At 51.7% G+C, this 25,692-nt stretch carries 16 protein-coding genes; 9 read left to right on the plus strand and 7 right to left on the minus strand.

The genetic code is table 11. The features are described from left to right. Positions 1 to 47: 47 nt before the first annotated feature. From BS639_RS09750 to BS639_RS09770, 5 genes are read right to left on the minus strand one after another with little or no spacing between them, the layout of a single operon-like run. Positions 48 to 2,069 carry a CocE/NonD family hydrolase gene (locus BS639_RS09750; protein ID WP_084982982.1) on the minus strand — a complete coding sequence of 674 codons (2,022 nt, stop codon included), beginning with the start codon at positions 2,067 to 2,069 and terminating at the stop codon, positions 48 to 50. 29 nt (positions 2,070 to 2,098) lie between these two features. After that, positions 2,099 to 3,724 (minus strand): ABC transporter ATP-binding protein, encoded by a 1,626-nt coding sequence (locus BS639_RS09755; protein WP_055779948.1) that lies wholly within the window; start codon positions 3,722 to 3,724, stop codon positions 2,099 to 2,101. Next, positions 3,721 to 4,554, minus strand: coding sequence for an ABC transporter permease (locus BS639_RS09760; protein WP_055779945.1), 834 nt, complete (start codon positions 4,552 to 4,554; stop codon positions 3,721 to 3,723). Before BS639_RS09760 ends, BS639_RS09755 begins: the two co-directional genes overlap by 4 nt. A gap of 22 nt (positions 4,555 to 4,576) precedes the next feature. After that, positions 4,577 to 5,524 (minus strand): ABC transporter permease, encoded by a 948-nt coding sequence (locus BS639_RS09765; protein ID WP_055779942.1) that lies wholly within the window; start codon positions 5,522 to 5,524, stop codon positions 4,577 to 4,579. Further along, positions 5,524 to 7,110, minus strand: coding sequence for an ABC transporter substrate-binding protein (locus BS639_RS09770; protein ID WP_055779938.1), 1,587 nt, complete (start codon positions 7,108 to 7,110; stop codon positions 5,524 to 5,526). Before BS639_RS09770 ends, BS639_RS09765 begins: the two co-directional genes overlap by 1 nt. A 201-nt stretch (positions 7,111 to 7,311) precedes the next feature. Here BS639_RS09770 and BS639_RS09775 point away from each other — a divergent pair, with 201 nt between their 5' ends. Continuing rightward, on the plus strand, positions 7,312 to 7,593 hold the full coding sequence (locus BS639_RS09775; RefSeq protein WP_055779935.1) for a CBU_0592 family membrane protein: 282 nt from the start codon (positions 7,312 to 7,314) through the stop codon (positions 7,591 to 7,593). A gap of 188 nt (positions 7,594 to 7,781) precedes the next feature. On the opposite strand, the gene BS639_RS09780 is transcribed toward BS639_RS09775, so the two are convergent. Next, a complete protein-coding gene (locus BS639_RS09780) occupies positions 7,782 to 8,678 on the minus strand; it encodes a LysR substrate-binding domain-containing protein (RefSeq protein WP_055779932.1) in 897 nt (298 codons plus the stop codon). A 175-nt stretch (positions 8,679 to 8,853) separates the two neighbouring features. Here BS639_RS09780 and BS639_RS25115 point away from each other — a divergent pair, with 175 nt between their 5' ends. The 4 genes from BS639_RS25115 to phoH all read left to right on the plus strand — a co-directional run bounded on the left by BS639_RS25115 (position 8,854) and on the right by phoH (position 17,403). Then, the gene (locus BS639_RS25115; protein ID WP_084982983.1) at positions 8,854 to 14,526 is read left to right on the plus strand and encodes a hypothetical protein; all 5,673 of its coding nucleotides are present in this window, start codon (positions 8,854 to 8,856) and stop codon (positions 14,524 to 14,526) included. A gap of 237 nt (positions 14,527 to 14,763) precedes the next feature. Next, on the plus strand, positions 14,764 to 15,945 hold the full coding sequence (locus BS639_RS09790; protein ID WP_084982984.1) for an N-acetylmuramoyl-L-alanine amidase: 1,182 nt from the start codon (positions 14,764 to 14,766) through the stop codon (positions 15,943 to 15,945). Positions 15,946 to 16,160: 215 nt separating this feature from the next. After that, positions 16,161 to 16,553 carry a hypothetical protein gene (locus tag BS639_RS09795; RefSeq protein ID WP_072156492.1) on the plus strand — a complete coding sequence of 131 codons (393 nt, stop codon included), beginning with the start codon at positions 16,161 to 16,163 and terminating at the stop codon, positions 16,551 to 16,553. A gap of 61 nt (positions 16,554 to 16,614) precedes the next feature. Next, complete coding sequence (gene phoH / locus BS639_RS09800; protein WP_084982985.1) at positions 16,615 to 17,403, plus strand: phosphate starvation-inducible protein PhoH; 789 nt, start codon at positions 16,615 to 16,617, stop codon at positions 17,401 to 17,403. Between the two features lie 124 nt (positions 17,404 to 17,527). Here phoH and chaA read toward each other — a convergent pair whose 3' ends face one another. Next, positions 17,528 to 18,628, minus strand: a complete 1,101-nt coding sequence (chaA, locus tag BS639_RS09805; RefSeq protein WP_055779922.1) for a sodium-potassium/proton antiporter ChaA — start codon at positions 18,626 to 18,628, stop codon at positions 17,528 to 17,530. Between the two features lie 553 nt (positions 18,629 to 19,181). On the opposite strand from chaA, the gene BS639_RS09810 reads away from it, so the two are divergent. The 4 genes from BS639_RS09810 to BS639_RS09825 all read left to right on the plus strand — a co-directional run bounded on the left by BS639_RS09810 (position 19,182) and on the right by BS639_RS09825 (position 25,691). Next, positions 19,182 to 20,726 (plus strand): carboxylesterase/lipase family protein, encoded by a 1,545-nt coding sequence (locus BS639_RS09810; RefSeq protein WP_084982986.1) that lies wholly within the window; start codon positions 19,182 to 19,184, stop codon positions 20,724 to 20,726. Positions 20,727 to 21,050: 324 nt separating this feature from the next. Further along, positions 21,051 to 21,620: a GNAT family N-acetyltransferase gene (locus BS639_RS09815; protein ID WP_228779661.1), complete on the plus strand. Its 570-nt coding sequence runs from the start codon at positions 21,051 to 21,053 to the stop codon at positions 21,618 to 21,620. Then, positions 21,617 to 23,704 (plus strand): hydantoinase/oxoprolinase family protein, encoded by a 2,088-nt coding sequence (locus BS639_RS09820; RefSeq protein ID WP_084982987.1) that lies wholly within the window; start codon positions 21,617 to 21,619, stop codon positions 23,702 to 23,704. The genes BS639_RS09815 and BS639_RS09820 overlap by 4 nt, the downstream gene beginning before the upstream one ends. Next, positions 23,694 to 25,691: a hydantoinase B/oxoprolinase family protein gene (locus BS639_RS09825; RefSeq protein WP_055779910.1), complete on the plus strand. Its 1,998-nt coding sequence runs from the start codon at positions 23,694 to 23,696 to the stop codon at positions 25,689 to 25,691. Before BS639_RS09820 ends, BS639_RS09825 begins: the two co-directional genes overlap by 11 nt. Position 25,692 lies beyond the last annotated feature (1 nt).

The following is a 25,692-nucleotide window of genomic DNA, read 5'->3' on the forward strand; positions in this document are numbered from 1 at the left end:
GCCGAGTCTACTGTACGGCGGGCTTTTATTATTTCAAGACCGCGTGATCAGCGCGCTATTCTTTGGTGCCAGTACTTGGTGAACTCTTCCTCACCGTTCAGGCTCACCACCATGTCACCGCTGACGATAAAGTGTGTCAGGTCGCTGCGCATTTCGAGGGTGATTTCCGCCTCAATCCACCAGCCTTCACGGCCCATTTTCATGGTTTGCGTCAGCAGATAGCGCCCGGATAGCGGGTCGGCATTGTTAATGGTCAGCTCACGGCGCAGGTTGTGATCGACGGTGGTGTCGATGTCATCGAAGCGATAAATCCCTTCACCAAACACGCCGCCGACGCCGTTGGTGACCGAGGTCCAACTGTCCTGCAAGAAGTCATAGCTTAGCGTGCGGTCAACGCGACCGGCGGAAAGTACTGATTGCGCGGTCGGTGGTGCACTTTGCGGATGCGGATTAGGCCCGTCAATCTCCAGCGGATTAGCACAAACCGGCAGCGTCAGCTGCGCGCTTTGCAGGTCTAGCGTCAGGGTTGCTGTTTCGGCCATTGGCCACACCATCGGCCAATAGGTGGTGGCCAATGATATCCGCATCCGGTGACCGGCGGCAAAGCGGTGACATATGCCGTCGAGCTGTACGTTGACGCGCACTTTTTCACCGGCAACCAGCGGCACCGATTTATGTTGACCCTGCAAATGACTAAGGTTCATCCAGCCGTGGGTCACGCGGTTAACCGCACCGTCAGGTGCGACGTCCGAGAGACGCACATAAAGCATCGCCGCCGGTTTATCGCTGGACAGCTCAATGCTGAATTCGGTAAAGCCGAAAATAGACAGCGGTTCGCGCAGTGGGGCGCTGTCGAATATCTCGGCCTGACCGTCGTCAACGCGCTGGTCCGGCGGGTTTTCACCGGGTACGCCTGCGCCCATCCACTCACCGGCCATCAGGCCGTGGCTTTGCGCAGAGCACAGTGCCAGCCTTGAGGGCTGTGCATCGAGCTGCGGGTTAAGCTGTCCTCGTGTAAGCCACCAGCTCTGACCCTTCACGTTGCTGGCGGTGCCTGCGTCAAAGCCCAGCCACTGGCCTTTGCTGGTAGGGCGCAGGGCCGAAGGCGGCTGGCTGTCCTGCTGCCAGGCCTGAATCATCGGGCCGTCGAGCACGTCGTTAGGTTCGTCTTTCAGCCAATGGTCCCACCAGCGCAGTGCCTCTTGCAGGAAGCCGATAGCCGGTTCAGGCGTGCCGTCCTGTGGATAAATATGCGCCCATGGGCCAATAATTGCCTTACGCGGCACCTGCAGGTTGTCCATCAGGCGGAAAACCGCATTGCTGTAGGAATCGGCCCAGCCGCCAATGGCCATCACCGGGCACTGAATCGCCGACCAGTCTTCACACACCGAGCCGTGCTGCCAGTAGCGGTCGCGCAGCGGGTGCTCCATCCACAATGCCGGGAAAAACGGCATGTTTTCAAGCCGATGCAGCCACTCGTTGTACCAACCGTCGCCGACCAATGCCGGATCGGCAGGGCGACTTTGGTAGGCCAGCATAATGCCGCCCCACCACAGGTTATCGTTGAGCAGGCAGCCGCCTTTGTAGTGAATGTCGTCGTTATAGCGATCGTCGGTGGAGCACACGGTGATGATGGCTTTTAACGCGGCGGGGCGTCGTGCGGCCACTTGAAGCGAGTTGAATCCGCCCCAGGATTTGCCCATCATGCCGACGTTGCCGCTGCACCACGCTTGGGACGTTATCCACTCAATCACTTCAAGCGCATCATTTTGCTCTTGCAGCAAATATTCGTCGGCCAGCAGGCCGTCTGATTCGCCGCTGCCGCGCATGTCAACGCGCACCACGGCATAACCGTTACCGGCGAAATAGCCGTGCATGGGTTCGTCGCGTGTGCGGGTTCCGTCGCGTTTGCGATAGGGAATGTATTCAAGAATGGCCGGCACCGGCTGCTCTGAGGCGCTGTCCGGTAACCAGAGTCGCACGGCGAGGCGCGTGCCGTCGCTCAGAGGCAACCATAGGTGTTCTATTTGGGTCACGCTGTGCGCAAATTCGGTGATTATCTGTTTCATACTGCTCCGATATGCTGTTTTTCCATGTCTCAGGCCACGTCGTTACGGGTTGCCTGACGTAAATTAAGGACTTCGTCGAGCCAGCCCGTGCGCAACTCTGGCACGGACGTCAGCAGTTTTTCGGTGTATTCATGCATTGGCGGACTGAATACTTCCTGAGTATCCCCGCTGGCAACGATATTACCGCGGTACATGACCGCCACCTGATGGGCGATACGTTTTACCGTACCCAGGTCGTGAGTAATAAAGAGGTAGGAGAGGCCGAGCTGTGACTGTAGCCTGCGCAGCAGGTTGAGCACTTCCTCTGCGACCAAGGGATCCAGCGCCGAGGTGGCTTCATCGCAGATAATTAAATCTGGGTTGGCCGCCAGCGCACGGGCAATGCACACGCGCTGTTTCTGCCCGCCGGAAAGTTCTCCCGGCAAACGGTCGATTAGCTTGAGCGGCAGTTCGGTCAACCTGAGTAGCTCTTCAACGCGTGCTCTGACTTGGCGCGTGTTAAGTCCAAAATAGAAGGCGACCGGTCTGCCGATAATCTCCAGAATGGTCTGACGCGGATTAAGGGCCACGTCTGGAAGCTGGTAGATCATTTGGATGCGGCGCAGGGTTTCTTTATCACGCTGGGCATAGTTATGTGACAGTGTCACACCATCGAAAGTGACGGTGCCGCGAGTGTCGGCCAGCAGGCCAACCAGCGCCCGAGCCAGCGTGCTCTTACCACTGCCCGATTCGCCGATAACGGCCAGCGTTTTTCCGCGTGGTAGCGAGAGGCTCACGTTTTCGACCACCATTTTGCCATTGTAGCCGGTGCTAAGTTGATCAATGGTCAGCAGCGGTGCTTCGGCTCCAATGCCGCTCGGTGCGGCGTCTTCGGTCATGCCGTGCACACGCTCCGCGACCAGTCGCTGAGTGTATTCCTGCTGCGGGGCATTAAGAATGGACTCTGTGCTGCCGGTCTCGACTTCACTGCCGTGGCGCAGTACTAGAATTCGGTCAGCCAACTGCGCAACGACCGCAAGATCATGGGTAATGTACAGTGCAGCGGTATTGAACTCGCGTACCAGTTTGCGCAGCATTACCAGCACTTCAATCTGCGTAGTGACGTCCAACGCCGTGGTGGGTTCGTCCATCACCAATAGATCAGGTTTGCACGACATTGCCATCGCCGCCATTGCGCGCTGTAACTGTCCGCCGGAAAGCTGATGCGGATAGCGTAGACCGATGTTTTCAGGATCCGGCAGGTCGAGGGCGCGAAACAGAGTGACTGCCCATTCGCGGCTCTGCTGTTTGTTCATCAGTCCGTGGCGAATGGGGCCTTCACACACCTGACGCTCAATGGTCAACGCCGGGTTAAAGGCAGCCGCTGCGCTTTGCGCCACGTAAGCCACGCGACGTCCGCGCCACTGGCGTTTCTGGTCCGAAGAGAGTGTAAGCAGATCAGTACCGTTGACCAGCACTTCACCGGCACTGATACGGCATCCCTGACGTGCATAGCCCAGTGCGGCTAATCCAATGGTCGATTTACCGGCTCCAGACTCACCAATCAGCCCCAGAACCTCGCCCGGTGCCAACTGAAGTGAAACTGATTTAACCAACGGTGAGCCGTCGAGCGTGTCGACGCACAGGCCGCGTATTTCAAGGGTATTTGTGGTCATGCCTGATCTCCATGTGGCAGGCTATTGCGGGCCAGTAGCCAGTCAACCACCAGATTGACGCCGATGGTCAGCAGTGCAATGGCCGCCGCCGGATACAGCGGCGCAAATTGACCAAAGTTAATCGCCTGTGCATTGTCACGCACCATGCTGCCCCAGTCGGCGTAAGGTGGCTGAATGCCAAGTCCCAAAAAGCTCAATCCGGCGATAAACAGGAAGGTGAAGCAGAAACGCATCCCAAATTCGGCCAGCAGCGGCGGAATAGCGTTAGGGAGAATTTCTTTGGTCAGCACCCACCGCAGCCCTTCACCGCGCAGCCGGGCCGCTTCAACATATTCCTGACAGACGATAGCCTGCGCCACTAGGCGGGCAAGGCGAAACACCCGCGTGGCGTCGAGCAGGGCAATGGTCAGTACTAGCACAGGAATCGAGGTGCCCATTACTGAAAGCACCATCAGGGCAAAAATTAGCACTGGAATCGACATTACCGTGTCGACGATGCGCGACAGCACCACGTCAATCCACTTGCCATAAATTGCTGCCGCGAAACCGCTGACAATACCGATGATAAAAGAGGTGAAAGTGATGGCCAGTGCGATTGCAATCGTGGTACGGGCGCCAAACAGAATGCGTGACAACATATCGCGGCCCAGACTGTCGGTGCCGAACGGCGTGGCAGCAGAGGGCAATAGCCAGATATCACCTACCTGTTCGGTTTCAGTGTGCGGTGCCAACCACGGGGCAAATATCGCGCCAATCAGGTTCACGGCAATAATAATAATGCCTATCCAGGCCGAGAGGGGGATGGCGCTAAAAGAACGTTTCTTATTCATTGTGTACAGGTTCCATTTAACGTTATCTGGCGTGGCGCAGGCGCGGATTGCACCAGATGGCCAACAGGTCAGCGGTGGTGTTCAGCAAAATGTAGGTTCCACCAAACAACAGACCACAGGCCTGTACCACGGGCAGGTCGCGCTTGGTTACCGCATCGACCATATACTGACCAATGCCCGGATAAACAAACACCACTTCGACCAAAATGACGCCCACCACCAGATAAGCCAGATTGAACGCCACCACGTTGATGATCGGTGCCAGCGCGTTGGGCAGCGCGTGCTGTACCACAATTCGCCAGCGCGAAATACCTTTCAGCACCGCGCTTTCGATATACGGGCTCGCCATCACGGCCGTCACCGAGGCGCGGGTCATGCGCAGCATGTGGGCCAGCACCACCAGCGTCAGGGTCAGCATTGGCAAGGTGCAGACATAAAGCCGGCCGGTGAAGGTGGTGGTAGGGTCAACCATCGCCAGACTCGGGAACCAAGTCAGGCGAATCGCGAACAGGATCACCAGCACATAGCCCACGAAGAACTCTGGCACCGAGATGCTCAGTAGCGTCAGCGTATTGGCCAGGCGGTCGAACACTGAACCGCGCCAGATTGCCGAAGCAATGCCCAGACCCACCGCCAGCGGAATAGCCACCAGCGCAGCATAACCGGCCAGGAACAGCGTATTACCAAGACGCGGCAGCAGTTCCAGGCTAATTGGCCTGCCGTTAGCCAGCGAATTACCCAAATCACCGTGCAACACCGAGAACAACCAGTGCAGATAACGCAGAATAGGCGCCTGATCCAGCCCTAGCTGTAAACGCAGTGCCGCCACGGTTTCCGGTGTAGCGCTTTGGCCCAAAATAGCGGTAGCCACGTCGCCTGGCAGCATTTCAGTGCCGATAAAAATCAGCACCGAAACTAGCCACAGCGTACCTATACCTAATAAAACACGATAAAAAATACGCTGAATCATCATCCCTCCAGCCAGACGCGCTCGGCTAAACGGCCACCCATAAAGTTGAACATTGGATGAGGTTTGATTCCGCCGACTTTCTTGTTGGCTGCGTCGAGATAGTCACCAAACAGGGGGATCATTGCGCCGCCGTCGTCGCGTACGATGCTTTGCAGTTCGCCATAAATTTCGGCACGTTTACCATCATCAAGCAGCGAGCGGGCCTGCAGCAGCAGGGCGTCGAACTTGTCGTTTTTCCAGTGGGTATCGTTCCATTTTGCAGTCGACTGATAGGCGGTCGAAAACATTTGGTCGGCAGTTGGACGGCCGCCCCAGTAGCCCATGCTGAAGGGGGCTTTCATCCACACGTCGTCCCAGTAGCTGTCCGCTGGCTGGCGTTTGATGCTGATTTGAACGCCGCCTTTCTGCGCTTCCTGCTGGTACAGCGCCGCCGCGTCCAGGGCGCCGGCAAACGCCGCATCGGAAGATGAGAGTTCAAGTTTAAGCTCGCTGAGTCCGGCTTTTTTCAGATAGAACGCCGACTTATCAGGGTCATAAGTACGCTGCTCCAGCTGATGGTTAAAGAAGCGGTCGGTTTTCGGGATTGGATGGTCATTGCCCAGTGAGCCATAGCCGCGCAGCACAGTGTCGAGAATTTTCTGCCTGTCGATGCCTTCTTTGATTGCCATACGAATATTATTGTCGGTGAAAGGCGCGACGCTGCAATCCATCAAGAAAGTGAAGTGCTGACCGCCGGATGAGCGCACAATGTTGAGCATCGGGCTGCGCTTGAGGAAGTCGACCGTCTTAAAGTCAACGCGGTTAATCGCGTGTACCTGGCCGGAAATCAGCGCATTGGTGCGCGCTGTGGGGTCATTGATGACCAGTACTTCGACGGCGTCTACGAAGGCACGATCCGGCTTCCAGTAGTTTGGATTGCGTTTGAAATAGGAGCGCACGCCAGGTTCGTACTGATCGAAGATAAACCCACCCGTGCCGATAGGATGTGACCAGTCGGTAAAGCCTTCAGGCACCACCACCAGATGGTAGTCGGCGAGCAGATAAGGCAGGTCGGCATTACCGCTAGACAGGGTGACCAGAATTTTGTTATCCCCCTGTTTACTGATATCAGTTACCGGCGCTAGCTGCGTTTTAATGGCGCTGCGCGACTTATCACCGCGATGCAGATTAATCGAGTAAATAATATCTTCAGCAGTGAGTTTTTTACCGTTGTGGAAGGTGACGCCGTCTCTCACCGTAAATAACCACTGGGTTGCACCGGGTTTAGCTTCCCAAGCGGAGAAAAGCTCGGGTGTGGCTTTGTTATTTTCGTCAATTTCGATCAGGCCGTTCATCAGCATATAGGCCTGATTTAACGGCACCCAGTCGCTGAATAAGGTCGGGTCCAGCGTATCGCTGGTATTGCCGCCGGACATGCCGAGTTTTAATACGCCACCCTTCTTGGGTTCGGCGGCAAAGGCGTTTAATGGCGACAGACCATAGGCGGTGGTTAATCCCACAGCGGCAGCGCTGGTAATAAAGCCGCGACGGCTCAGTTTGGCGTTGTGTATTAATTGGGACAGGTGCTTATCGTTATCATCAATCATTAATATCTCCCGGTCTGTTGTGTCTGTTGTGTCTGTTGTGAAGGCATCGTAGATTTTGTTATTTGCCTGAATGAGTTATATCAAAACGTATTGCGAAACAAGTATGAGAATTTATCATGAGAGTATGCGAAATTTGCGCAGCAAGACAGCCAAAAAAGATTTAATTTCCCTGCACTGAATGACAAAAAAACGGAGTAGGGCATGGAATTGCACACGGTAGTCGGCTTAATTGGCGTGTTTTGCTATCTGTTGGCTTATGCGCTGGTTCAAATGCGGAAACTAGCGGTTGATGCTGATATTTATGCCTATCTTAATATTATCGGTGGTGTGTTTGGGCTGTATTCTTTGAGCCATGATTTTAATTTGGCGTCCTGCATTTCACAGTCAATGTGGCTGCTTTTCACCTTGATTGGTATGAAATCGGCAAGAAAACGCCGCTTTCTTAATAAAACCAAGCTGCCAACGATAAATATTAATGAGTAATCGATTATAAGAAACGCCTTTTTTATTATAAACAGGCGCATGAATGAGAGGATTTAATATTTATTGCAGAGGACAAACGCACAGTACAATTGCAAATTAACGTTGTTTTATACTTTATTTCCCTCCAATGAATGGATTGCACAAAAAATAAACAGCGCGGAGTGCCAACGGGCAGTGTGCCTATTTCTTTATTCAGCGTGTTGTTTTAACCATTCGCTCACCTTGCGGATAACCGGACGGACGTAACGGTCTTGCGGGATCATCAAATAACATTTTCCCGCCGCGGCCAGTTTGCCCTGATGCGCGGCTACCAACTGACCAGAATTAATAGAGTCCTGCACTAATCCTTCCCAACCGAGCAATATTCCGTCTCCCTGAACAGCAGACTGCACCAGAAAGGGATAACTGTTGGCCCGCCAGGTTAACCGTGGCGCAAAGTGATTAACACCCTGAGAGCTGAACCAGTCGCGCCAACCTGTCCACTCGCGCTGAGGGTCATCCTGAATCAACAAGCGATGATTAAGCATCTCTTCGGCGCTGATATTGTGCGGCAACGTTTTGGCATAGGCCGGTGAGCACATGGGATAGCAAATTTCGTCAAACAGCGGCTCGGCGATAAACCCCTCCGGCGGCTCACGCAAATAGAAGATGGCCAGATCAAATTCTGATGTTTTTAAAGACGAAAAACTGTCAGAGATTTTTAGGCGGATCTGCAAATCCGGCAGCGATTGGCGCAGTGCCGAAAGTCGAGAAGAGAGCCACAGGGAACCCATTGCGCTGGTACAGGCTAACGTAACCTGCGGCATGCCGCTCCAGCCCATAACCTCGGCGGTAGAGTGGGAAATGTCTCTCAGCGATTTGCGAATGTCTGCTGCATAAGCTTCCCCGCGCGGCGTAAGCGTGACCTGACGCTGAGTGCGGGTAAACAGCTTACAGCCAAGTGTCTCTTCTAACTGAAGAATTTGGCGACTGATGGCGCTTTGAGTCAGATTCAGCTCGTCGGCGGCGCGAGAAAAACTGCAATAGCGAGCAACGCATTCAAACGCAACTAAAGTATTGAGCGGGGGTAACGGTTCGATCTGCACGCTAATTTCCTGCCTGAGTGTCACTGAACTGAAACATAGCGTTGAGTCTGCCAGTGGTTAAGCCGTTTTGCACGATATGGTTATCTAACTCAGTGAGTTGTTAAGCGAATTGTTGGAGTTTTCAGCTCGTTAAGTCTGCTATAAAGCCCGCTAAATTTTAACGACGGGAGCATCGATGCCGCTGATTAAACGAGCGATATTAAATAAAGCAGAGTTAACCGGGAGAGGGATTGAGAGTCCGGATGAAAGCAGCACATTTGTTCGCACCCTCATAGGTTTCATCGATGGCGCAGTCAATAGCCTCCCAGTACCGGTTTCATTTTCACTGACCCAATCACCCAAAGCATTTATCTGGAAACTCAGCGACGGAGCCTTTGCGCTAGCAATTTCACTGATTGAACAGATCCAGAGCACGGCGGCCGACGTTGGGCTAGCTGAGTACCCTTCATTGCACCAACCGCTGCTCGCCAGTCTTAACCACTATTTGAGAAACGAGGGATATGCGCTGTCTTCAACTCAACTGTTAGGACCTGCCTCGACCTTTTTAATGATTTATCCTCTGATGGCGAAATGGTGTGGCCACTCGTTGCAGACCCCTCCCTCCGCGATTTATACCCGAGAGCTGGCAAGCTATTTAGCCGGTGCCTGCGAATTCTCAATGGACACGACATTCTCGCACAATATCCCTGCGCAAACGCTGACCTGGCAAAGCGATGGGATACAGGCTTCGGCTCTGGCGGGGGAGAATTCGAACGACGATTTTTTCGATACGCCAAACCCACTCAGTCTTGGAGAATTACCCTCACTGGGGTTACCGGACACACGACCTGCGTATGGTCCGATTAGCCCTACGTCCTCTTATCGCATCCGCCCGGATTCAACGGCCGTGTTCATCGGCCGTTGTCACGACACCCTGTTAAATCGTTGTCATGCGCCGCCGTCGCACAATGTCACCCGTGGGGCGGTGGCAGATTTAGCCGGAGCAAACGTGTATGTACATATTGAAGAGAGCAAAAATCGTGCACTTTACGCGATAAGCACCGGCGGTGCCGCGATGAATGTTAATTCTCATCCCACGGCCACGGCTTCTCTGGCCCTGCCTTCACTGGGCTTCAACGATCCTTTGTTGTTTCCGGTTGCCGAATCGGCAGAAATAGCCGTACGTGCAGTACAGTGGGCATCATCAGGGGCACAGTTTGTGGCAGCACCCGCTGCAAGAAGTCGGCGAAGCGTCATCAATGATGGGGCTTTATCGGTGGTCTACCGCGAAAGGCAATTTGAATTAAGCCAGGCACAGCGCCATGCGTTACTCGAAAGGCTCAGGACCGTTACGGTAGTCCGCTCAGCCAACGGCGTTGCGCAGAGAGAAGAACTGCAAATGTTAAACATCTTGGCTGATGATGGCTCGATTGGCCCACTGTTTGCCCCTGACGACTCGCCCCCAGACTGCCTGAACGGTTTAAACGATTCACCCGCACCCGCCTCGGCTAAAAATATGGGGGACTTATTTGAACAGGTTGATGACTGGATGCATCGTCTACCTGTTGAAAGGTTGCACAAAATCATCCAGCAATACGTTCACGACAACCAGAGTACGGGGTGGGCTCGTGCCAGCATGGCGTCTGGGCATAACCCTGGGTTGCTTAACGTGATCACTACTTTAGAACGGTTAGTGATACGGCAAGCCAGTGACAGAAAATTGTACGTCTCACCAGAAGAGGAAAACATTTTTATTACTCTTCTGCTGGCTGATTCTCCTTTTGATAAAAACGAAGAACTGAGAGCTGCACTGATGGCCTCTCCCATTGCCGAATTTATGCTGGCAAAGCTGTTACTTAGCCAGCTTGACAGACAAATGCCGGTTCCCGGGCAGCTACTGGCCCACAGCTATCAGCAGATAAGGAGGCTTATCAATGGCGCAGGGCGGGTAACGTTTAGCAGGCTTGATGACCTTTTAAACGAAGTTCAGGAGCTGTTTAAATCACAGGTCATAAGTTTAATTCAGGGAGAACAGGACGTGTTGCCGGTATATCTGACAAGGCACAGGCTTGTCAGAATGATGCACTGGCACAAGCGGTTGATGGAGTTCGAGTATCCCTTCATGGCACTCAGAAGCAGGGTAGACCTGCGCGACGTAGCCTGTCTGTCGCGTGAAGGCCTGATGATGAGTCTGGGTGTTAGGCGTTTAAACGACCGAGAAACAATCGCAACCGCCAGCCGAAAGGAACTTGCCGAGCTGGGGCAAGACTTGTTGCTCAATAATTCCCCTGAGGCGCTGTTGGATGAGTTTGCAGAGACGGAGGCGCTGTTCACCATGCCAGACGCCTATTTTACTCGGGGGATTAAACAATCTGCGGACAGCCTTAAGCGGGAAGGGGTATTGGTTATTCAATTTTTGGAAGCTAAACGCAGGCTGGCGGCCGAATTAAAAACCCTGAGGAATGATGACTCGTTGCGTGTTAAAGCCTATCAAAACTTTCTCGCCGTGAAACGGGGACTTTATGCGTTGGCGCTCGAAACAATTGCGCTGAAAGATAGAAATATTCTGCTCCGTTATTTGCAAAATATTGACGGTGTAGACCTGCAATTTGTGCGCATGGTTGATTCACAGGGCAGCGGCACGCAAGTGAAGTCCCCCTATGTTGGTTTTTTTCTCTCCTGCGGCAGCAGTAATGATCAGCCTACTGTCGCGCAGCATAAAACCGACTACTTCATTTCCCTCATGCCGATTCAAAGCGACACCACCCAAGGGTTGGCATTTAATCTCACCGGCATCATGCCGGTAACCCTTATTGAGCGCGAAAACTTTTTGAATCATCAGGGGAAAAACGAATTCCTTGTACGTTTATCAGGCGCTTTGCTTACAGAGCCTTCGCGCTATCGGTTCAATCTGGAGAGTCAAGGGAAGCTTTATTCTAATATCGGTATAAAGAATTGGACCCAGACTGCCAGCAGCCTAGCGCGTGAAATTACACAACGACAGTTTGTTGCCGTTGTTTCTCCCATATTGCCTTCGAACGCTGATTCGCCTGCGAGCGAGGCTAAACCCGAAGCACATCATACAAGCTGGTTTGCCCGCCTATTGAACGAATTGATTTATCTTACCCCGCTGGGGAGCTGTAAAGACGCCGTGGTGGACTTAATTAATGCACATATTGGAACGTTTATTCTCGACGGTGCTTTTTGCCTTTATGCCTTTTTCCCAGCAGGGAGTGAAGAGGAAGAGGGGCTGAAAACGGTGGGCAACGTGATCAAAAATGTGTTGAAAAAGTGTCTTGAGGACAATATTGCAACCAGTACGCATGAAATAATACTGACAAAGCTGGATAGCTTGATAAGTGAAGTTGAAGAGCAGATGACCTCTGGGTTATTGTCTAGTAATCAGGTTCGCCATCGACTTACGGCCAACCTAAAGTTAGTGCCTCTGCTCGCGCCACCGGCCGCCTATGCCACGCTGGCTTTAGATGAAGTTCCGCAAAGTTTCCAGCCGTACCTCGCTTGGCGCGACCCGCTGCACGACAACCTGTACTTTATTTTCAATACTGCTGAAGGGCAGAAGCGCGTTTACCGTCTCGATGAGCACAATAAATTACTGATGCCCAATCATACCCCCTCACTGCTTGCCCTAATTGAAAGAGCACCGAGTCTGCAAGACAGCGCGACGCTGCGTACAACGTTAAATCGCCGAGATATATCCATGCTACGCAGGGCAATTTACCAGCGGGAGACCATGGATAATTTAGCGCAATATTCACACCTTCAGGCTGCGGAAATAAGCGCGCCGCTTATTGCGCTCAGAGAAGATAGCGCCGAGGGTCCGCGATATTACCCGGCCCAAAAACGTCTCGGGAATAAGAATATTTATATAATCTCACCCAATGGCATGCCTGAGGATCAGTGGATTGAGGTTGCGCAGCATGACGGTAAATTACGCTATCGCAACGATAATACTATTCATTTTAGTTCGACCCCGCGGTCAAGCCATCTTACAGGAACTGAGGATGTGTATACCAGTTTACTGGGTGAACTGGAGAATGTTCCCGCCGGTTGGCGTATTGAATCAATATGGATAGAGCAGCAAAGCACGCAGCGTATCGTGGTCGGCTGGCAGGACGCTGAGGGGAAAATTCATTATCGGCATCCCGACGGCGAGGGGCGATGGCTCTTGTGGGACAGTCAGCATCGCGGTGTTTTTTGTCAAACGGTCACGTTGCACAATAGCCGCCAGAAACGCAACGATCCTCTAGCACAGGGATTAATTGCCGAGCTTTTTTCTCCCGAGCACTGTGGGTATTTAACGGTACCGCACGTAAACTGCCCAGCGCGAGCCACTGCCCTTGAGGCATTAACTCGGCAGTTAAAAAATCTGGCTGAACCCGTGGTGTTAAATAAAATAGCCTGCGCCACAATGGCTAAAGAAATTAGTCAGAAATTCACCGATATCTGGGAAACTGTTCCTGAAATGTTGCGCAGATTTATTATCAATATTGGTGACTGGAAGGTCGATGTGGTTAATGTTCATGAGATAGGGGCTTTCTCAAATAAACTATTTGAGTATGCTTTCTCTCTTAAAAGTAAAAATAATCTTAGCGCCGAGCAGTTGGCAGTGAGAGACGATTTTATGGCTAGGGTGAGTCAGCTCATTACTGAATATCAAGCGTTGAAAGAGAAGGTCAGCGAACAAAAACGACTAAAAGAGGAGTTTAAAGAAAGCAGTAAGGCTTATTATGAGACCTATATCTCACGAAACTTAAAAGCCAATCATTGGTTAAATCGATGGTTGAACCGGATACGTTATGCGGGAAAAGCCGAAGGTAACTATGTGATTAAAGCAGCAACGCCTGAAAAAATAGCGCGTAAATACCCCTTTTTGCACCGGGGGATTATCAGCGCTTTGACGAATTTGAACAAAATGGCGACGACAATTTCAGAAGCATTGGCCACGCCTGACTATCTAACCCAACTGCTATCCACCTTCTTTAATGCGGACTTTTCGACGGGGCAAGTTCATGAATTTAATTATAAAATTAAAAAATACTTAGACCGAATAGCGTCTTTTAAAATGGATGACATCGTCGTGGTTGCCGACCGAATGTCCGAGGGTAAGTTAGTCTCTGGATGTTTCAAAACGCCGGTCGAAAAGCTGATTTATGGTGACGGTGCCTACAGCTTCGTTTACAACAGCGATGAGGATAAAAGCATCTATCTGTTCGACTATTTATCTAATAGCCATTTTCTGGAGTTTGCGCTTGCCCATGAACTAGGGCATTTAGTCTTCGATGACAAAAACTATGTCTTTCAAGAGGAGATATATTTAAAGCCGGGCAGTATCTCCAAGAACTTCAGCTTTGCCGGTGCGGCAAGGTTGGCGAAACAACTTATGATTGATAAAGAATTCTTTATTGATTATCTCGCTAAAAACTCCCGCTTTGCCTATGCGTTTTATCGCCATTTTTATGCTCATTCGAATAATTACACGCACAAGCGCGCATTGAGAAATTACTACAATCTTTTCTGGGATAAAAATACCGCCGACTCAACCTATTTGAGAGATAATTCATTAAAGAAGAGATCGCTGAGGCCGCTGGTTGATTATCTCTATTCACAACCTGATATCAAACTCAGTATGGCTTACTATAATCCAGATATATTTTGTGGTTTATTTCAGCTCGCCTACGAGCGGGCGCAGACATTACCGCCTTCCGACACATCTGACACATCCAGCAGGGTGAAGAGGCACGCTTTTAACGTGGAGTTTAACCAAACCGAGCAATTGTTTATAAACCTGCTACTTAAACCGCTGTACGAAAAACACTTACAGGCAGTGGGGAACGACCTGCGGGTCTAATCACTTCGCTGATATTCCTTATAAACGTTTTTGCGAATGTGGTTGTGAATAAATAATTCAAAGTGAAAAAATATAATACATTTCACGTACTTTGATAAATATTCAATGAAATAGAAATAAACAGAGATTAATTTAACGGATTATTAGTAGATTGTTACTGGTTTCCATAATGTTGCTACTCCAGAATCAAGCACGCCAATTTTGTTTCTAACGTGCTCCCTGGAGAGTGAGTAATTTATGACCATTAATCAAGCCCGAAGAAAACTGCTTATCTTTGGAATGGGCATGAGTCTGGTATCGCCAAAGATATTTGCCGCACAAAAAATAGCTTTGTTGGATCTCAAATCAACCAGCGACAGTTTACATATTTCTCTTCCGGCAGGCGATCCTCATGCACGGGTATTCAGGCTAGACAATCCGAACAGAGTAGTGATTGATGTGTCAATGACAGCCTTTTCATCGTCGTTAATGCACTCACTGGTGGTGGTAAGGCAAAAGTTTCCGTGGATTGTGCATGCGAAAATTGCTCATTTTAATCCCGAAACGGCGCGTATTGTTTTCCAGCTCAATCAGCCGGCGAAAATTAATCATCAAACCAGCAATGGTGTAAAGTGGGTAAGCGTCAGCGTGATGAAAGGGGCGATTGCTGCGGCCCCGGCGGTGGTGGAAGAAGAAACGACGGAAGCGCCTGCGCAAAGCGCGAGAAAAATAGCCGCGCGTCCGCTGTTGGTGATGATTGACCCCGGCCACGGCGGTAAAGATCCCGGCGCGATTGGCGGCAAAGGGACCTATGAAAAGCACGTCGTATTGGATATCGCCAAACACCTTCAGCAGCAGTTGCAAAGAGAGTTTAAAATACATGCGGTGTTGACGCGGGAAGATGACGTGTTTATTCCGCTGTATCACCGCGTAAGCCTGGCACATCAGCACGAAGCTGATTTGTTTGTGTCTATTCACGCCGACGGGTTCACCAACGATCAGGTGTCTGGCGCATCGGTATTTGCCCTTTCTGAGCACGGGGCAGGCAGCGCGATGGCCCGCTATCTCTCGCAGAGTGAAAACAGCGTTGATGTGATATATGACAATGATGTTAAAACAAATGATGCCTATCTCAAGCAGACCTTGTTCGACCTCGATCAGACAGAAACCATCAATCGCAGCCTGGATTTTGGCAAACATATGGCCGCCAATATTTCTACTGTCCATCATATGCACAACAACCATATCGAGCAGGCAGGATTTGTGGTGCTCAAGTCACCACGGATACCTTCTGTGCTTGTAGAAACCTCATTTATCACCAACCATCAGGAAGAGCAGCTGCTGCAACAGCCGAGTTTTCAGCTTAAAATGGCCAAGGCGCTGGCGAAGGGAATTCATGGTTATTTAATGCAAGAGCGTAAAGAGAATTTGATCGCTTAAAAAGATCCTCGACAGTACTTTTTTTATTCCCCACGCTACAGATTGATACGGTTCTGAAAACTATCCGGAAAAAAGCCGGATAGTCAGATCTAAAAAAGGATCTGGGATCCTATTGACTCCTTCAAATATTTTTTTTACATTCAAGCAACACCGCTAGCGAAGTTTTGAGATATCGTTATACTGAAATTAACTAGCAGCAACTGCGGGGATAGCGAATGGTAAAGTCCATGTTTGGGCTAGGCTGTAAAAATAACGCTTTATCACCAACCACTCGTTGTCCTGACTTATCAGCAGACGAGGGCCAGAACATCGACTCTCTTTTATCAACCCAAGTTCGTTTTAATTTATTCTCTTTTTCTAAGACTTCTCAGCAACCACGTTCTTTAACTGACCTTACTCTCTCACTGAATGAACCCAACTCCTCCATTGGATTTTTTACTGGCTTATTGACTGTCATGGTCAGTGGTTTGTCATTTATGACAATGCCTCCACGTGAAAAGAAATGGAGAAGCCGGTTAGTTATTAACCGACTGCATTTTATTTCCTCTTCACGTTATTCATTGGCTCAACTTGGTCTAAAAGGAGACCAAAACCTAATCTGTGTGTGAAACATAACTGTGCGGGCCTTAGGCCTATAGCGTTAAGTGAAACAAACTGTAAGGTGCCACTATGGGAAGACAAAAAGCAGTGATCCAAGCTCGTCGTGAAGCTAAACGTGTTATTAGACGTGATTCACGCAGTCACCGCCAACGCGAGGAAGAGTCAGTGACCTCATTAGTACAAATGGGCGGTTTGGAATCTATCGGCATGGCTCGCGATTCTCGCGATACCTCCGCTATCGAAGCGCGTACGGAAGCTCAAGGTCATTACTTATTAGCCATAGAGAATAAGCAGTTGATTTTTGCCACAGGCGAAGCAGGTTGTGGCAAAACGTTTATCAGCGCTGCGAAAGCGGCAGAGGCGTTAATTCATAAAGAGATAGATAGGATTATAGTGACTCGTCCGGTGTTGCAGGCCGATGAAGACCTCGGTTTCTTGCCCGGTGATATTTCTGAGAAGTTTGCTCCTTATTTCAGGCCGGTTTACGACATTCTAGTTCGTCGTCTGGGTTCCTCTTTTATGCAGTACTGTCTGCGACCGGAAATAGGGAAAGTTGAAATTGCGCCATTCGCCTATATGCGCGGACGCACTTTCGAAAATGCAGTGGTTATTCTGGACGAAGCCCAGAACGTCACTGCCAGTCAAATGAAAATGTTCTTAACGCGTCTCGGTGAAAACGTGACCGTTATTGTTAACGGGGATATCACGCAGTGCGATTTACCACGCGGCGTGGCGTCAGGGCTTTCTGATGCGCTTACTCGCTTCCAGGAAGACGAGATGGTCGGCATCATTCGCTTTACCAAAGAGGACTGTGTGCGTTCAGACTTGTGCCAACATGCGCTGAATGCCTATTCCTAAGAATAAACCCAGTTTACGTTAATCCTGTAGCAGCAGCGTAAAAAAGAAAAGGCCGCCAATTTTGGCGGCCTTTATTATTATTAACAGTCTTGACGATTAGCTGTTCAATTAAAGCGTCTAAATTTTAGAGCATGATAATCATCATATAAGCGCAGAACAGCGCCAGGTGAGCGGTACCGTTGAGCACGTTGGTACGCCCGGTCGAGAAGGAGATCTGGCACAGAATTAGCACCGACAGCATCACGACGATATTTGCGGGTTCAAGGCTAAACATCAGCTGCTGTCCGGTCAGGGTGGCGATAATGGTCACCGCAGGTACGGTCAGCGAGATAGTGGCCAATACCGAACCAAAAAACAGGTTCATCGCGCGCTGTACCTGATTTTTCAATACCGCTTTTAACGCACCCAAACCTTCAGGCGAAAGAATAAGCAGCGCCACCAGGAAGCCGGTGAACTGCGCCGGGGCATTCAGCTCGGTCAGCAGCATTTCCAATGGATTAGCATTAAATTTGGTGACGGCGATAACCAGCACCAGATGCACGACTAACCACAGAGCATGGGTCAGGCTTTTATGTGAAGACGGTTTACCGTGTGGAGTATCTTCGTCTTCATCTTCGTGTTCATAAACAAACAGACTTTGGTGTGTTTTTGTTTGAATCAGCAGGAAAACGCCGTACATGGCCGCAGAAATTGCCGCGACAAACAGTGCTTGAAGAGTCGTAAAGTTGCCACCCGGCAGGGCCGCAGGCAGCACCAGCACAATAATGGCCAGCGGGAATATCGCCATTAAATACTGTTTTATGCCGCCAAGATTAACGTACTGCGTCGCGAACTTGCGGCCACCGAGCAGCAGCGCGAAACCAACCAGTCCGGAGGTCACAATCATAATGATTGAAAATAGCGTGTCGCGCATCAGGGCGGGGGCAGCATCGCCGGTTGCCATCAGTGCAGAGATGAGACTGACCTCCAGGATAACCACCGAGAGGCTTAAAATGAGGGAGCCGTAAGGTTCACCGAGGCGATGTGCCAATACGTCGGCGTGTCGTACCACGCTGAAAGCGCTGGCAAGAATACCAACCAAGGCTATTGCATTAATGCCGACCACGTAACCAAAGTTGCTGCTGTTGCCCCAAAGCATAAGAACTACCAGGGCGATAATAGGGAAAACCAGGGAATACTCTTTATGACGGGATTTTTGCTTGTGTTGGTCCTGTGCTGACACCATGGTGGGAATTTTCCTTCTATATGATGCTGGTCGTTAAGACATAAGGTGAAAATAGCCTTGACGAGAAACATTGCGCCGATCCGAAAGAGAGAACGATACCTCTTTAATAAATAACAGTAATTTCGTGTTACACTATAGCCCATAAAACATTCAAATGATAGTAAAAATACAACTCATACGCTATTTTATGTGTGTCTGTCATTTATGTCAGTAAACTGCATTAAAAAGTGGGTGTAACTGAGTTTATAATTTATTTGTTAAAATATTATTAGTATAAAAAACAGTGGTTTAATTTGTTTTTATGCGGGTTATTTGCTTTTGAAAAAATATGTAAATTAACTTGCTGGTTGTGGTCCTCATGAAATTTTTAAAACAAGGCCGCTCGCAATACCCCTAATTGCCACAAAAAGCAGTATCTTCAAGCGTAGCAGCTAGAATCAATTGACGCGGTGAAACATCAAGTAGTCTGGTCAACGGTCAAACATTCTCAAACAATAGGGGATGATGGCACCCAGTATCCCAAATAAATTGGTCGATTAGATAAGGACTCAGCATGCCCAACCAGCAGTTTCTCTCCAACAATGTGCCTCCTTTAGTCAGTACTGACGCTGGGATCGTCGCGGGAGAATGGGAAGACGGTATTGCAACCTTCAAAGGCATACCCTTTGCCGCACCGCCGGTTGGCGAACTTCGCTGGCGGGCACCGCAGCCAGCGGAAAAATGGCAGGGTGTAAAAGATGCTCGCCTCTTTGGGCAATCAAGCTGGCAAAGCCGAGAATACTGTACGGCAGTCGGCGGGGGCGATCCTGGCGTATTCAGTGAAGACTGCCTTTATCTCAACGTGTGGACGACATTACCGAGCAGTGAGCAGAAGAAGCCGGTCATGGTGTGGATCCACGGCGGTGGTTATACCATTGGCTCCGGCGGCCTTTCTCCTTATATTGGCGCTCCACTTGCGTCACGCGGTGTGGTATTGGTGACTCTCAACTACCGGCTAGGACACCTAGGATTCTTTGCCCATCCTGCGCTGGACGCTGAATATCCGGCGGGCGAAGTGGTGAATAATTTCGCCTTGCTTGATCAGATTGCGGCCCTGAAATGGGTGCAGGACAACATTGCTGCCTTCGGTGGAGACCCTGATAACGTGACAATTTTTGGTGAATCTTCTGGCGCCCGCAGCGTGCTTTCGCTGTTTGCCTCACCTTTGGCGGAGGGTCTGTTCCAAAAGGGGATCGCGCAGAGTGCCTACACGTTACCTGATACGTCGCGGCGGCAGGCATTGGGCCGAGGTGAGTCCTTGGCTCAGCATTTTGGGCTGGCGCACGCCACGGCAGAGCAGCTACGTGAGTTGCCCGCGGACAGCTTTTGGTCGCTGGATAAAAATTTAAGCATTGCACCGGTACCGATTGCCGGTGACAGCGTACTGCCCACACCGATGATGGACATTTTCAGAACCGGAAAACAGCGCCCGTTACCGCTGATTATCGGCAGCAATAGCGATGAGGCCAGCGTGCTGAGCTACTTTGATATTGACGTGGCCAGTGTGGTTAAGCGGGTGAGAAAACAGCATCCGCTGGGCCTGAGATTAATAAAATGGCTTTATTCCGGCGTCAAAGACGACGGTGAATTGGGCCGTCAAATCAGCCGCGATATGGCGTTTACCACCATGGGTTATGTCGCGATGCTGGCCCAGCATAAGGCGGGGGCGCCGGGGTGGCGATACTATTTCGACTATGTTTCCGAGAATGCCCGCACGCTTTGCCCTAACGGCACTTGGCACGGTAGCGAAATTCCCTATGTAATGAACAATATGCACCTTATTGAAAGCTCGCAGGTTATAGAGGGCGGATACACCCCGCAGGACAAAGCCTTTGCCGAGGTAGTGAGCGAGTATTGGCTCAATTTTGCCCGTCATGCTGTTGGGCAAAGCACTCACATCGAAGGCGATATTCACTGGCCGGTCTGGAAGCCGCGCGGTGATAAAACGCTGCGTTTTGGCCATCATGGACAGGTAGGCTTAAAAGTTGAACAGCGCTTTATGCGCCTCAGACTGCGACTGTTCCGACTGCTGATGACCAAATTAGTAAAATTGGATTAACGACTTTTCGCCATACTTCACCGCCAGTCGCCGACGAGAGGCTGCGCGGGGATTTGTCTTTGGTGAAGTCATGTGTTGCTGTTCCCCCATCCCAACCTTCCCCCGCTGAAAAAACGCGGGGGAAGGGGCTTGACCTTATTTCCCGCCTATTCACGGCTTCAAGTCCCTCCGTTTTAAGTCCCCTCACCCACAGCGTGGGGGAGGGTTAGGGTGGGGGGGCAAACGACGCCTGCCTGACATTCTGGTCACAGACCCTCACTCACTGGATCCATCGAATGATGCTGGCTGGCGCTAACACCGCCTAACCATCTGTGGTTTAACTGTATGGAGAAATTCTACACAGTAATCAGACAGGGCAACGGCATGGATTGGGGCATAGAAGATAAAATTGTTGAATGGGTCCGCGACGGGTATGTCATCAGCACCGATCGTTGCAGGTTAGATATTGATAAAGTTCATTATTTTCTTTCAGTCCAGTCTTCTTGGGCAAAAGGCCAGTCGCGGGAGACCCTGCTGCGATCCATTGCTCACTCGATAGCGCTGGGCGTCTATTATCAGGGACAGCAGATTGGCTTCGCCCGCATCGTCACTGATTTTTCCCGCCTGGCCTACGTGATGGATATCTTCATCGACACGCATTTTCGCGGGCAAGGCGTTGGCACCTGGCTGTCCGAAGTGGTGCGCAGTCATCCAGACTTATCCGGCGTTGCAAAATGGATGCTCACCACTTATGACGCACAGCCCGTTTATCATCGCGCCGGTTGGAATCTGGTCACTCACCCGCAGAACATCATGGAAATCACTCCCAGCAATCCCGCCGGACCTGCCTCGTCGAGATGCGCTGAAACCTGTATCACCGTCAAGCCATACATCGCAAAAGGAAACACACCATGACTTACCGAATTGGCGTAGATATCGGCGGGTCGTTTACCGATTTTGCCGTGCTCGATGAGCGAGATAACAGTGTTCACACGCTAAAAGTATTATCACGCCCCGACAGTCCCGGCAGTGAAATTAACACGGGTCTACGTCAGCTACGTGATGAGTTTGGCATCGAGCCTGCCGAGGTGCACTACTTCACCCACGGCACAACGGTGGGGGTGAATGCCGTCATTCAGCGAAAAGGCGTAAAGCTCGCCTTGTTCACTACCGAGGCGTTTGAGGATGTGCTCGAGCTGGCACGGTTGAAGATACCGCATATTCACGACCTGTTCTCTCGTCGCCCCGAGCCGCTTATCAGCCGTGACCGAGTGTTTCCAATCAAAGAGCGCACCGACAGTCAGGGGCGTATTTTGCAGCAGGTCGACCCTGCGTCGGTCATTGCCGCCGTGCAACAGGCCAAAGCGCTGGGCTGCGAAGGCGTCGTAGTGTCATTTTTACATGCCTACCGCAATGGCGACAACGAAGCGCGAGTGCGTGAGATGGTAACCGAACTGGCCCCAGAGTTGCTCACTTCCTGCTCCGGTGAAATCTGGCCCATTATTCGCGAATATGAACGCACCATCACCGCCACTATCAACGCCTACGTGCAGCCAAAAGTTATCAACTATCTTGGCGCTTTTGAACGCGCACTGAGCGAAATGGGCGTGCCGGTACCGCCGAGGATAACCAAGTCCAACGGCGGCGTGATGAGCGTTGAACAAGCTAAAGCCGAATGCGTGCAGATGATCCTCTCCGGCACGGCATCTGGCGTTATTGGCGCCGGGTATATTGCCGATCAGTGTGGCTACAACAAGCTGCTAAGCCTGGATATCGGCGGCACCAGCGCCGACGTCGCGGTCATCATTGACGGCAGACCGGAGTACGGCAGTGGCGAAACCATCGGTGAATTTCAAATATTTATCCCCTCTGTTTCCGTGACCTCAGTCGGACAAGGGGGAGGATCGTTAGCGTGGATAGACCGCCTCGGCGTGCTGCAAGTCGGTCCCGACAGCGCAGGTTCGCTGCCAGGCCCGGTGTGTTATGGACGCGGCGGCAAGCAGGCCACAGTTACCGACGCCTTTGCCGCCTGCGGTTTGCTCGGCCACGGGGCGTTAGGCTACAGCGCCGTTAGCGTAGACAGTGAGGCTGCTCGCCGCGCGATAGCATTGCTGGCAAAACCGCTGGGAATAACGATTGAAGAAGCGGCAGAAACCATTATTCAGTTAGCGGTTTCAAGTATGTATAGCGATACCAGTGGTCTGGTTTCGCGCTTCGGGATCGATCCTCGCGAGTTCTATTTTTTGGCCTTTGGGGGAGCGGGACCGATGATGGGATGCTATTTGGCACGCGAACTTAATATGAAAGGCGTGGTGATACCGCCGACGCCGGGCGTGCTCTCGGCGCTTGGCGGTCTAATCGCCGACCTGAAAAACGATTTTATCCGCACCCTGTATCGAGACCTGAACGCCAGCGCGCTGAGTGAAACGCTCACCGCCGCGGCTCAGCTCAGGAAGGAAGCCGAGGGGTGGCTGCGGCGCGAGCACGGAGCAGACTTACCCTACAGCCTGCTGTTTTCAGCGGATATGCGCTATCGCGGCCAGTCGTTTGAAATTGAAGTGCCGCTGCAAAACGACTGGCTGGAACTGAGTGAACCCTCCGCAGAGCGGCTGGCTTGGATAAGTGCGGCCTTTAACCAGCAGCATCTGAAAATTTTCGGCCACAGCGACGCCGCTGCTGCAATACAAATCATCAATCTACGGCTGGTGATCAGTTCCCCCACCGCACGTCCTGCCCTTAAAAAACTGGCTTACAGCAACGAGGCCATCGTCCCGCAGTCCACGGTCAGTGCCTGGGTGGATGGCGCACAGCGTGAAGTGCGGGTGGTGCGACGCGAACAGCTGCTTGCCGGTCAATGTTTTGCAGGCCCGGCCATTGTGGCGCAGGACGACTGCACCACCTGTGTACCAACCGGTATGCAGGTTGACGTCGACACCTTTGGTAACTTGATCATTACCCCGATAACCCAACGCGTTGAGGAGTTGCAGCATGGCTATTGATGGACGCAATTTACAAATTCTGGCCAATTACTGTGCGGCGGCGGCCGACGCGATGGCCTTTACGCTGATGCGCACCGCCCACTCAACGTTTGTGAAAGAAACCGAAGATTTCTCCTGTCAGATAGTGACGCGAGAAGGGTTGGCCTTCGCTTCGCCGCGCAGTTTTGGTGCACCCTGGTACAGCGGCATCGATTATGCGCCCGTTTTAGCGCTGATCGAAGACTATCAGGAAGGGGATATTTGTATCACCAATGATTCCTATGCCGGTAATGTGGCGACCCATTCACCCGATATTCATATCTGGAAACCGGTTTTTTTTCAGGGCCAGATTGCCTGCTTTGTGGTGGGACATATCCACAATACCGACGTTGGCGGCGCGGTACCGGCTTCTCTGTCGCGTTCGTTAACTGAAATCGTGCAAGAGGGATTACGCATCCCACCGCTAAAAATTATTTCAGGAGGCAGACTCAATGAAGATGTGGCACGGATTATGCGTCTTAATGTTCGTGCACCGGATCAGAACTGGGGCGACTTCAATGCACAAATCGCCTCGGTCAATATCGGTGAACGCAAGGTTCTAGAGATTATTGCGCGCTTCGGCATTGACGATTTTCTGCACGGCGTAGAAGGTATTTTGGACTACGCCTGTCAGCAGGCGCGCAACATTATTGCCACCATTCCAGACGGAGAGTATTTCTATGCCGACTATGCTGACGAAGATACTGACGGCGGTTATCCCTGCCGTATTGCAGTTACGCTGCGCGTTACAGGTGACACCCTTGAGCTGGACTACACTGGCAGCGATCCGCAGCTCACGTCCTCATTAAATATGCCGACCGGTGGACGTGAAAGGCATCCGCTGGCCCTGGTCGGGGTGACCTACGTGCTGTCTACGCTCGACAGCCGGCTGCTGCTTAATGCCGGAACGCTGCGGCCAACGCGAGCAATTTTGCCCAGCGGCACAGTCATGAACTGCGAAGCGCCCGCCGCCGTGGGCATGCGCTCGTTAACCTGTGCTGTGTCGCAGATTGCCACGCTCGGCGCGTTTTCGCTGGCGGTGCCCGAAAGGCTGCCCGCCAACTCACCCGGCGGCAACTCGATTGTTAACATTAAAACTGTCGATGCTCAGAGTCGCACTGTGGTGGCATCAATGGGGCCGGTTGGTGGCGGGGCGGGCGGTACGCCGCGTCACGACGGGCCTGACGGTTCGGGCGGACTTTCGGCATTTCTTAAAAATACCCCAGTAGAAATCAATGAAGCAGAAGTGCCTATTTTGGTCCGCCGCTATGGGCTGTTCCCTGACAGCGGCGGCGCGGGGCGCTATCGTGGCGGCATGGCAACGGTGATGGAATTTGAAGTCTCCGCGCCCAATACCGTGGTGACCGCACGCAACCGTAACCGTTCGGTGTTTGCCTCGGCCGGTGCAGTCGGTGGCAGTGCCGGAAAAAACTCCAGCTTCCAGACGAATCCCGACACTGAGCATAAAATCGAGCACGGGAATATCGACGTCATCAAGTGTAATCCGGGCGATGTCGTGCGTTTAATTGGCCCCGGTGCGGGCGGTTACGGTCCGGCACGAGAACGCTCACCGCAGAGTGTTCTGCGTGATGTGCAGTGCGGTTTTGTCAGTCTGGAAGGGGCGCGCCGTGACTATGGCGTGGTTATACACGACGGCGCAATTGACGCTTTTGAAACGGAAATCACCCGCAGCAGCATGCCCAATCAGGGCAGTGGACACTTTGATTATGGCCACGCCCGCCGCGCGTTTGAAACAGTATGGACCCGCGCCCGCTATGCGTTGCTCACCGAATTTTTGGCATCAATGCCAGTCGTCTGGCGACATTTCCTTAAGCATCAGGTGTTTGCCGCCGTCGCCGCCGTGCCCGCGCCAGAGAGTGAAGAGGCGATGAGCGAACAGATGACTGACATCTTGCATGGATTATTGCATAAGTTCCCGGCCATACGCACGCCACAGCCCGCAGGTTAAC

The organism is Rouxiella silvae, from assembly GCF_002093625.1.
GTDB classification, from domain to species: Bacteria; Pseudomonadota; Gammaproteobacteria; order Enterobacterales; family Enterobacteriaceae; genus Rouxiella; species Rouxiella silvae.

What these genes read in the sequence shown, in the direction of transcription:
- BS639_RS09750 (WP_084982982.1), bottom strand. Translation starts at nt 2,069, where the DNA reads ATGAAACAGATAATCACCGAATTTGCGCACAGCGTGACCCAAATAGAA.
- BS639_RS09755 (WP_055779948.1), bottom strand. Translation starts at nt 3,724, where the DNA reads ATGACCACAAATACCCTTGAAATACGCGGCCTGTGCGTCGACACGCTC.
- BS639_RS09760 (WP_055779945.1), bottom strand. Translation starts at nt 4,554, where the DNA reads ATGAATAAGAAACGTTCTTTTAGCGCCATCCCCCTCTCGGCCTGGATA.
- BS639_RS09765 (WP_055779942.1), bottom strand. Translation starts at nt 5,524, where the DNA reads ATGATTCAGCGTATTTTTTATCGTGTTTTATTAGGTATAGGTACGCTG.
- BS639_RS09770 (WP_055779938.1), bottom strand. Translation starts at nt 7,110, where the DNA reads ATGATTGATGATAACGATAAGCACCTGTCCCAATTAATACACAACGCC.
- BS639_RS09775 (WP_055779935.1), top strand. Translation starts at nt 7,312, where the DNA reads ATGGAATTGCACACGGTAGTCGGCTTAATTGGCGTGTTTTGCTATCTG.
- BS639_RS25115 (WP_084982983.1), top strand. Translation starts at nt 8,854, where the DNA reads ATGCCGCTGATTAAACGAGCGATATTAAATAAAGCAGAGTTAACCGGG.
- BS639_RS09790 (WP_084982984.1), top strand. Translation starts at nt 14,764, where the DNA reads ATGACCATTAATCAAGCCCGAAGAAAACTGCTTATCTTTGGAATGGGC.
- BS639_RS09795 (WP_072156492.1), top strand. Translation starts at nt 16,161, where the DNA reads ATGGTAAAGTCCATGTTTGGGCTAGGCTGTAAAAATAACGCTTTATCA.
- phoH (WP_084982985.1), top strand. Translation starts at nt 16,615, where the DNA reads ATGGGAAGACAAAAAGCAGTGATCCAAGCTCGTCGTGAAGCTAAACGT.
- chaA (WP_055779922.1), bottom strand. Translation starts at nt 18,628, where the DNA reads ATGGTGTCAGCACAGGACCAACACAAGCAAAAATCCCGTCATAAAGAG.
- BS639_RS09810 (WP_084982986.1), top strand. Translation starts at nt 19,182, where the DNA reads ATGCCCAACCAGCAGTTTCTCTCCAACAATGTGCCTCCTTTAGTCAGT.
- BS639_RS09815 (WP_228779661.1), top strand. Translation starts at nt 21,051, where the DNA reads ATGGAGAAATTCTACACAGTAATCAGACAGGGCAACGGCATGGATTGG.
- BS639_RS09820 (WP_084982987.1), top strand. Translation starts at nt 21,617, where the DNA reads ATGACTTACCGAATTGGCGTAGATATCGGCGGGTCGTTTACCGATTTT.
- BS639_RS09825 (WP_055779910.1), top strand. Translation starts at nt 23,694, where the DNA reads ATGGCTATTGATGGACGCAATTTACAAATTCTGGCCAATTACTGTGCG.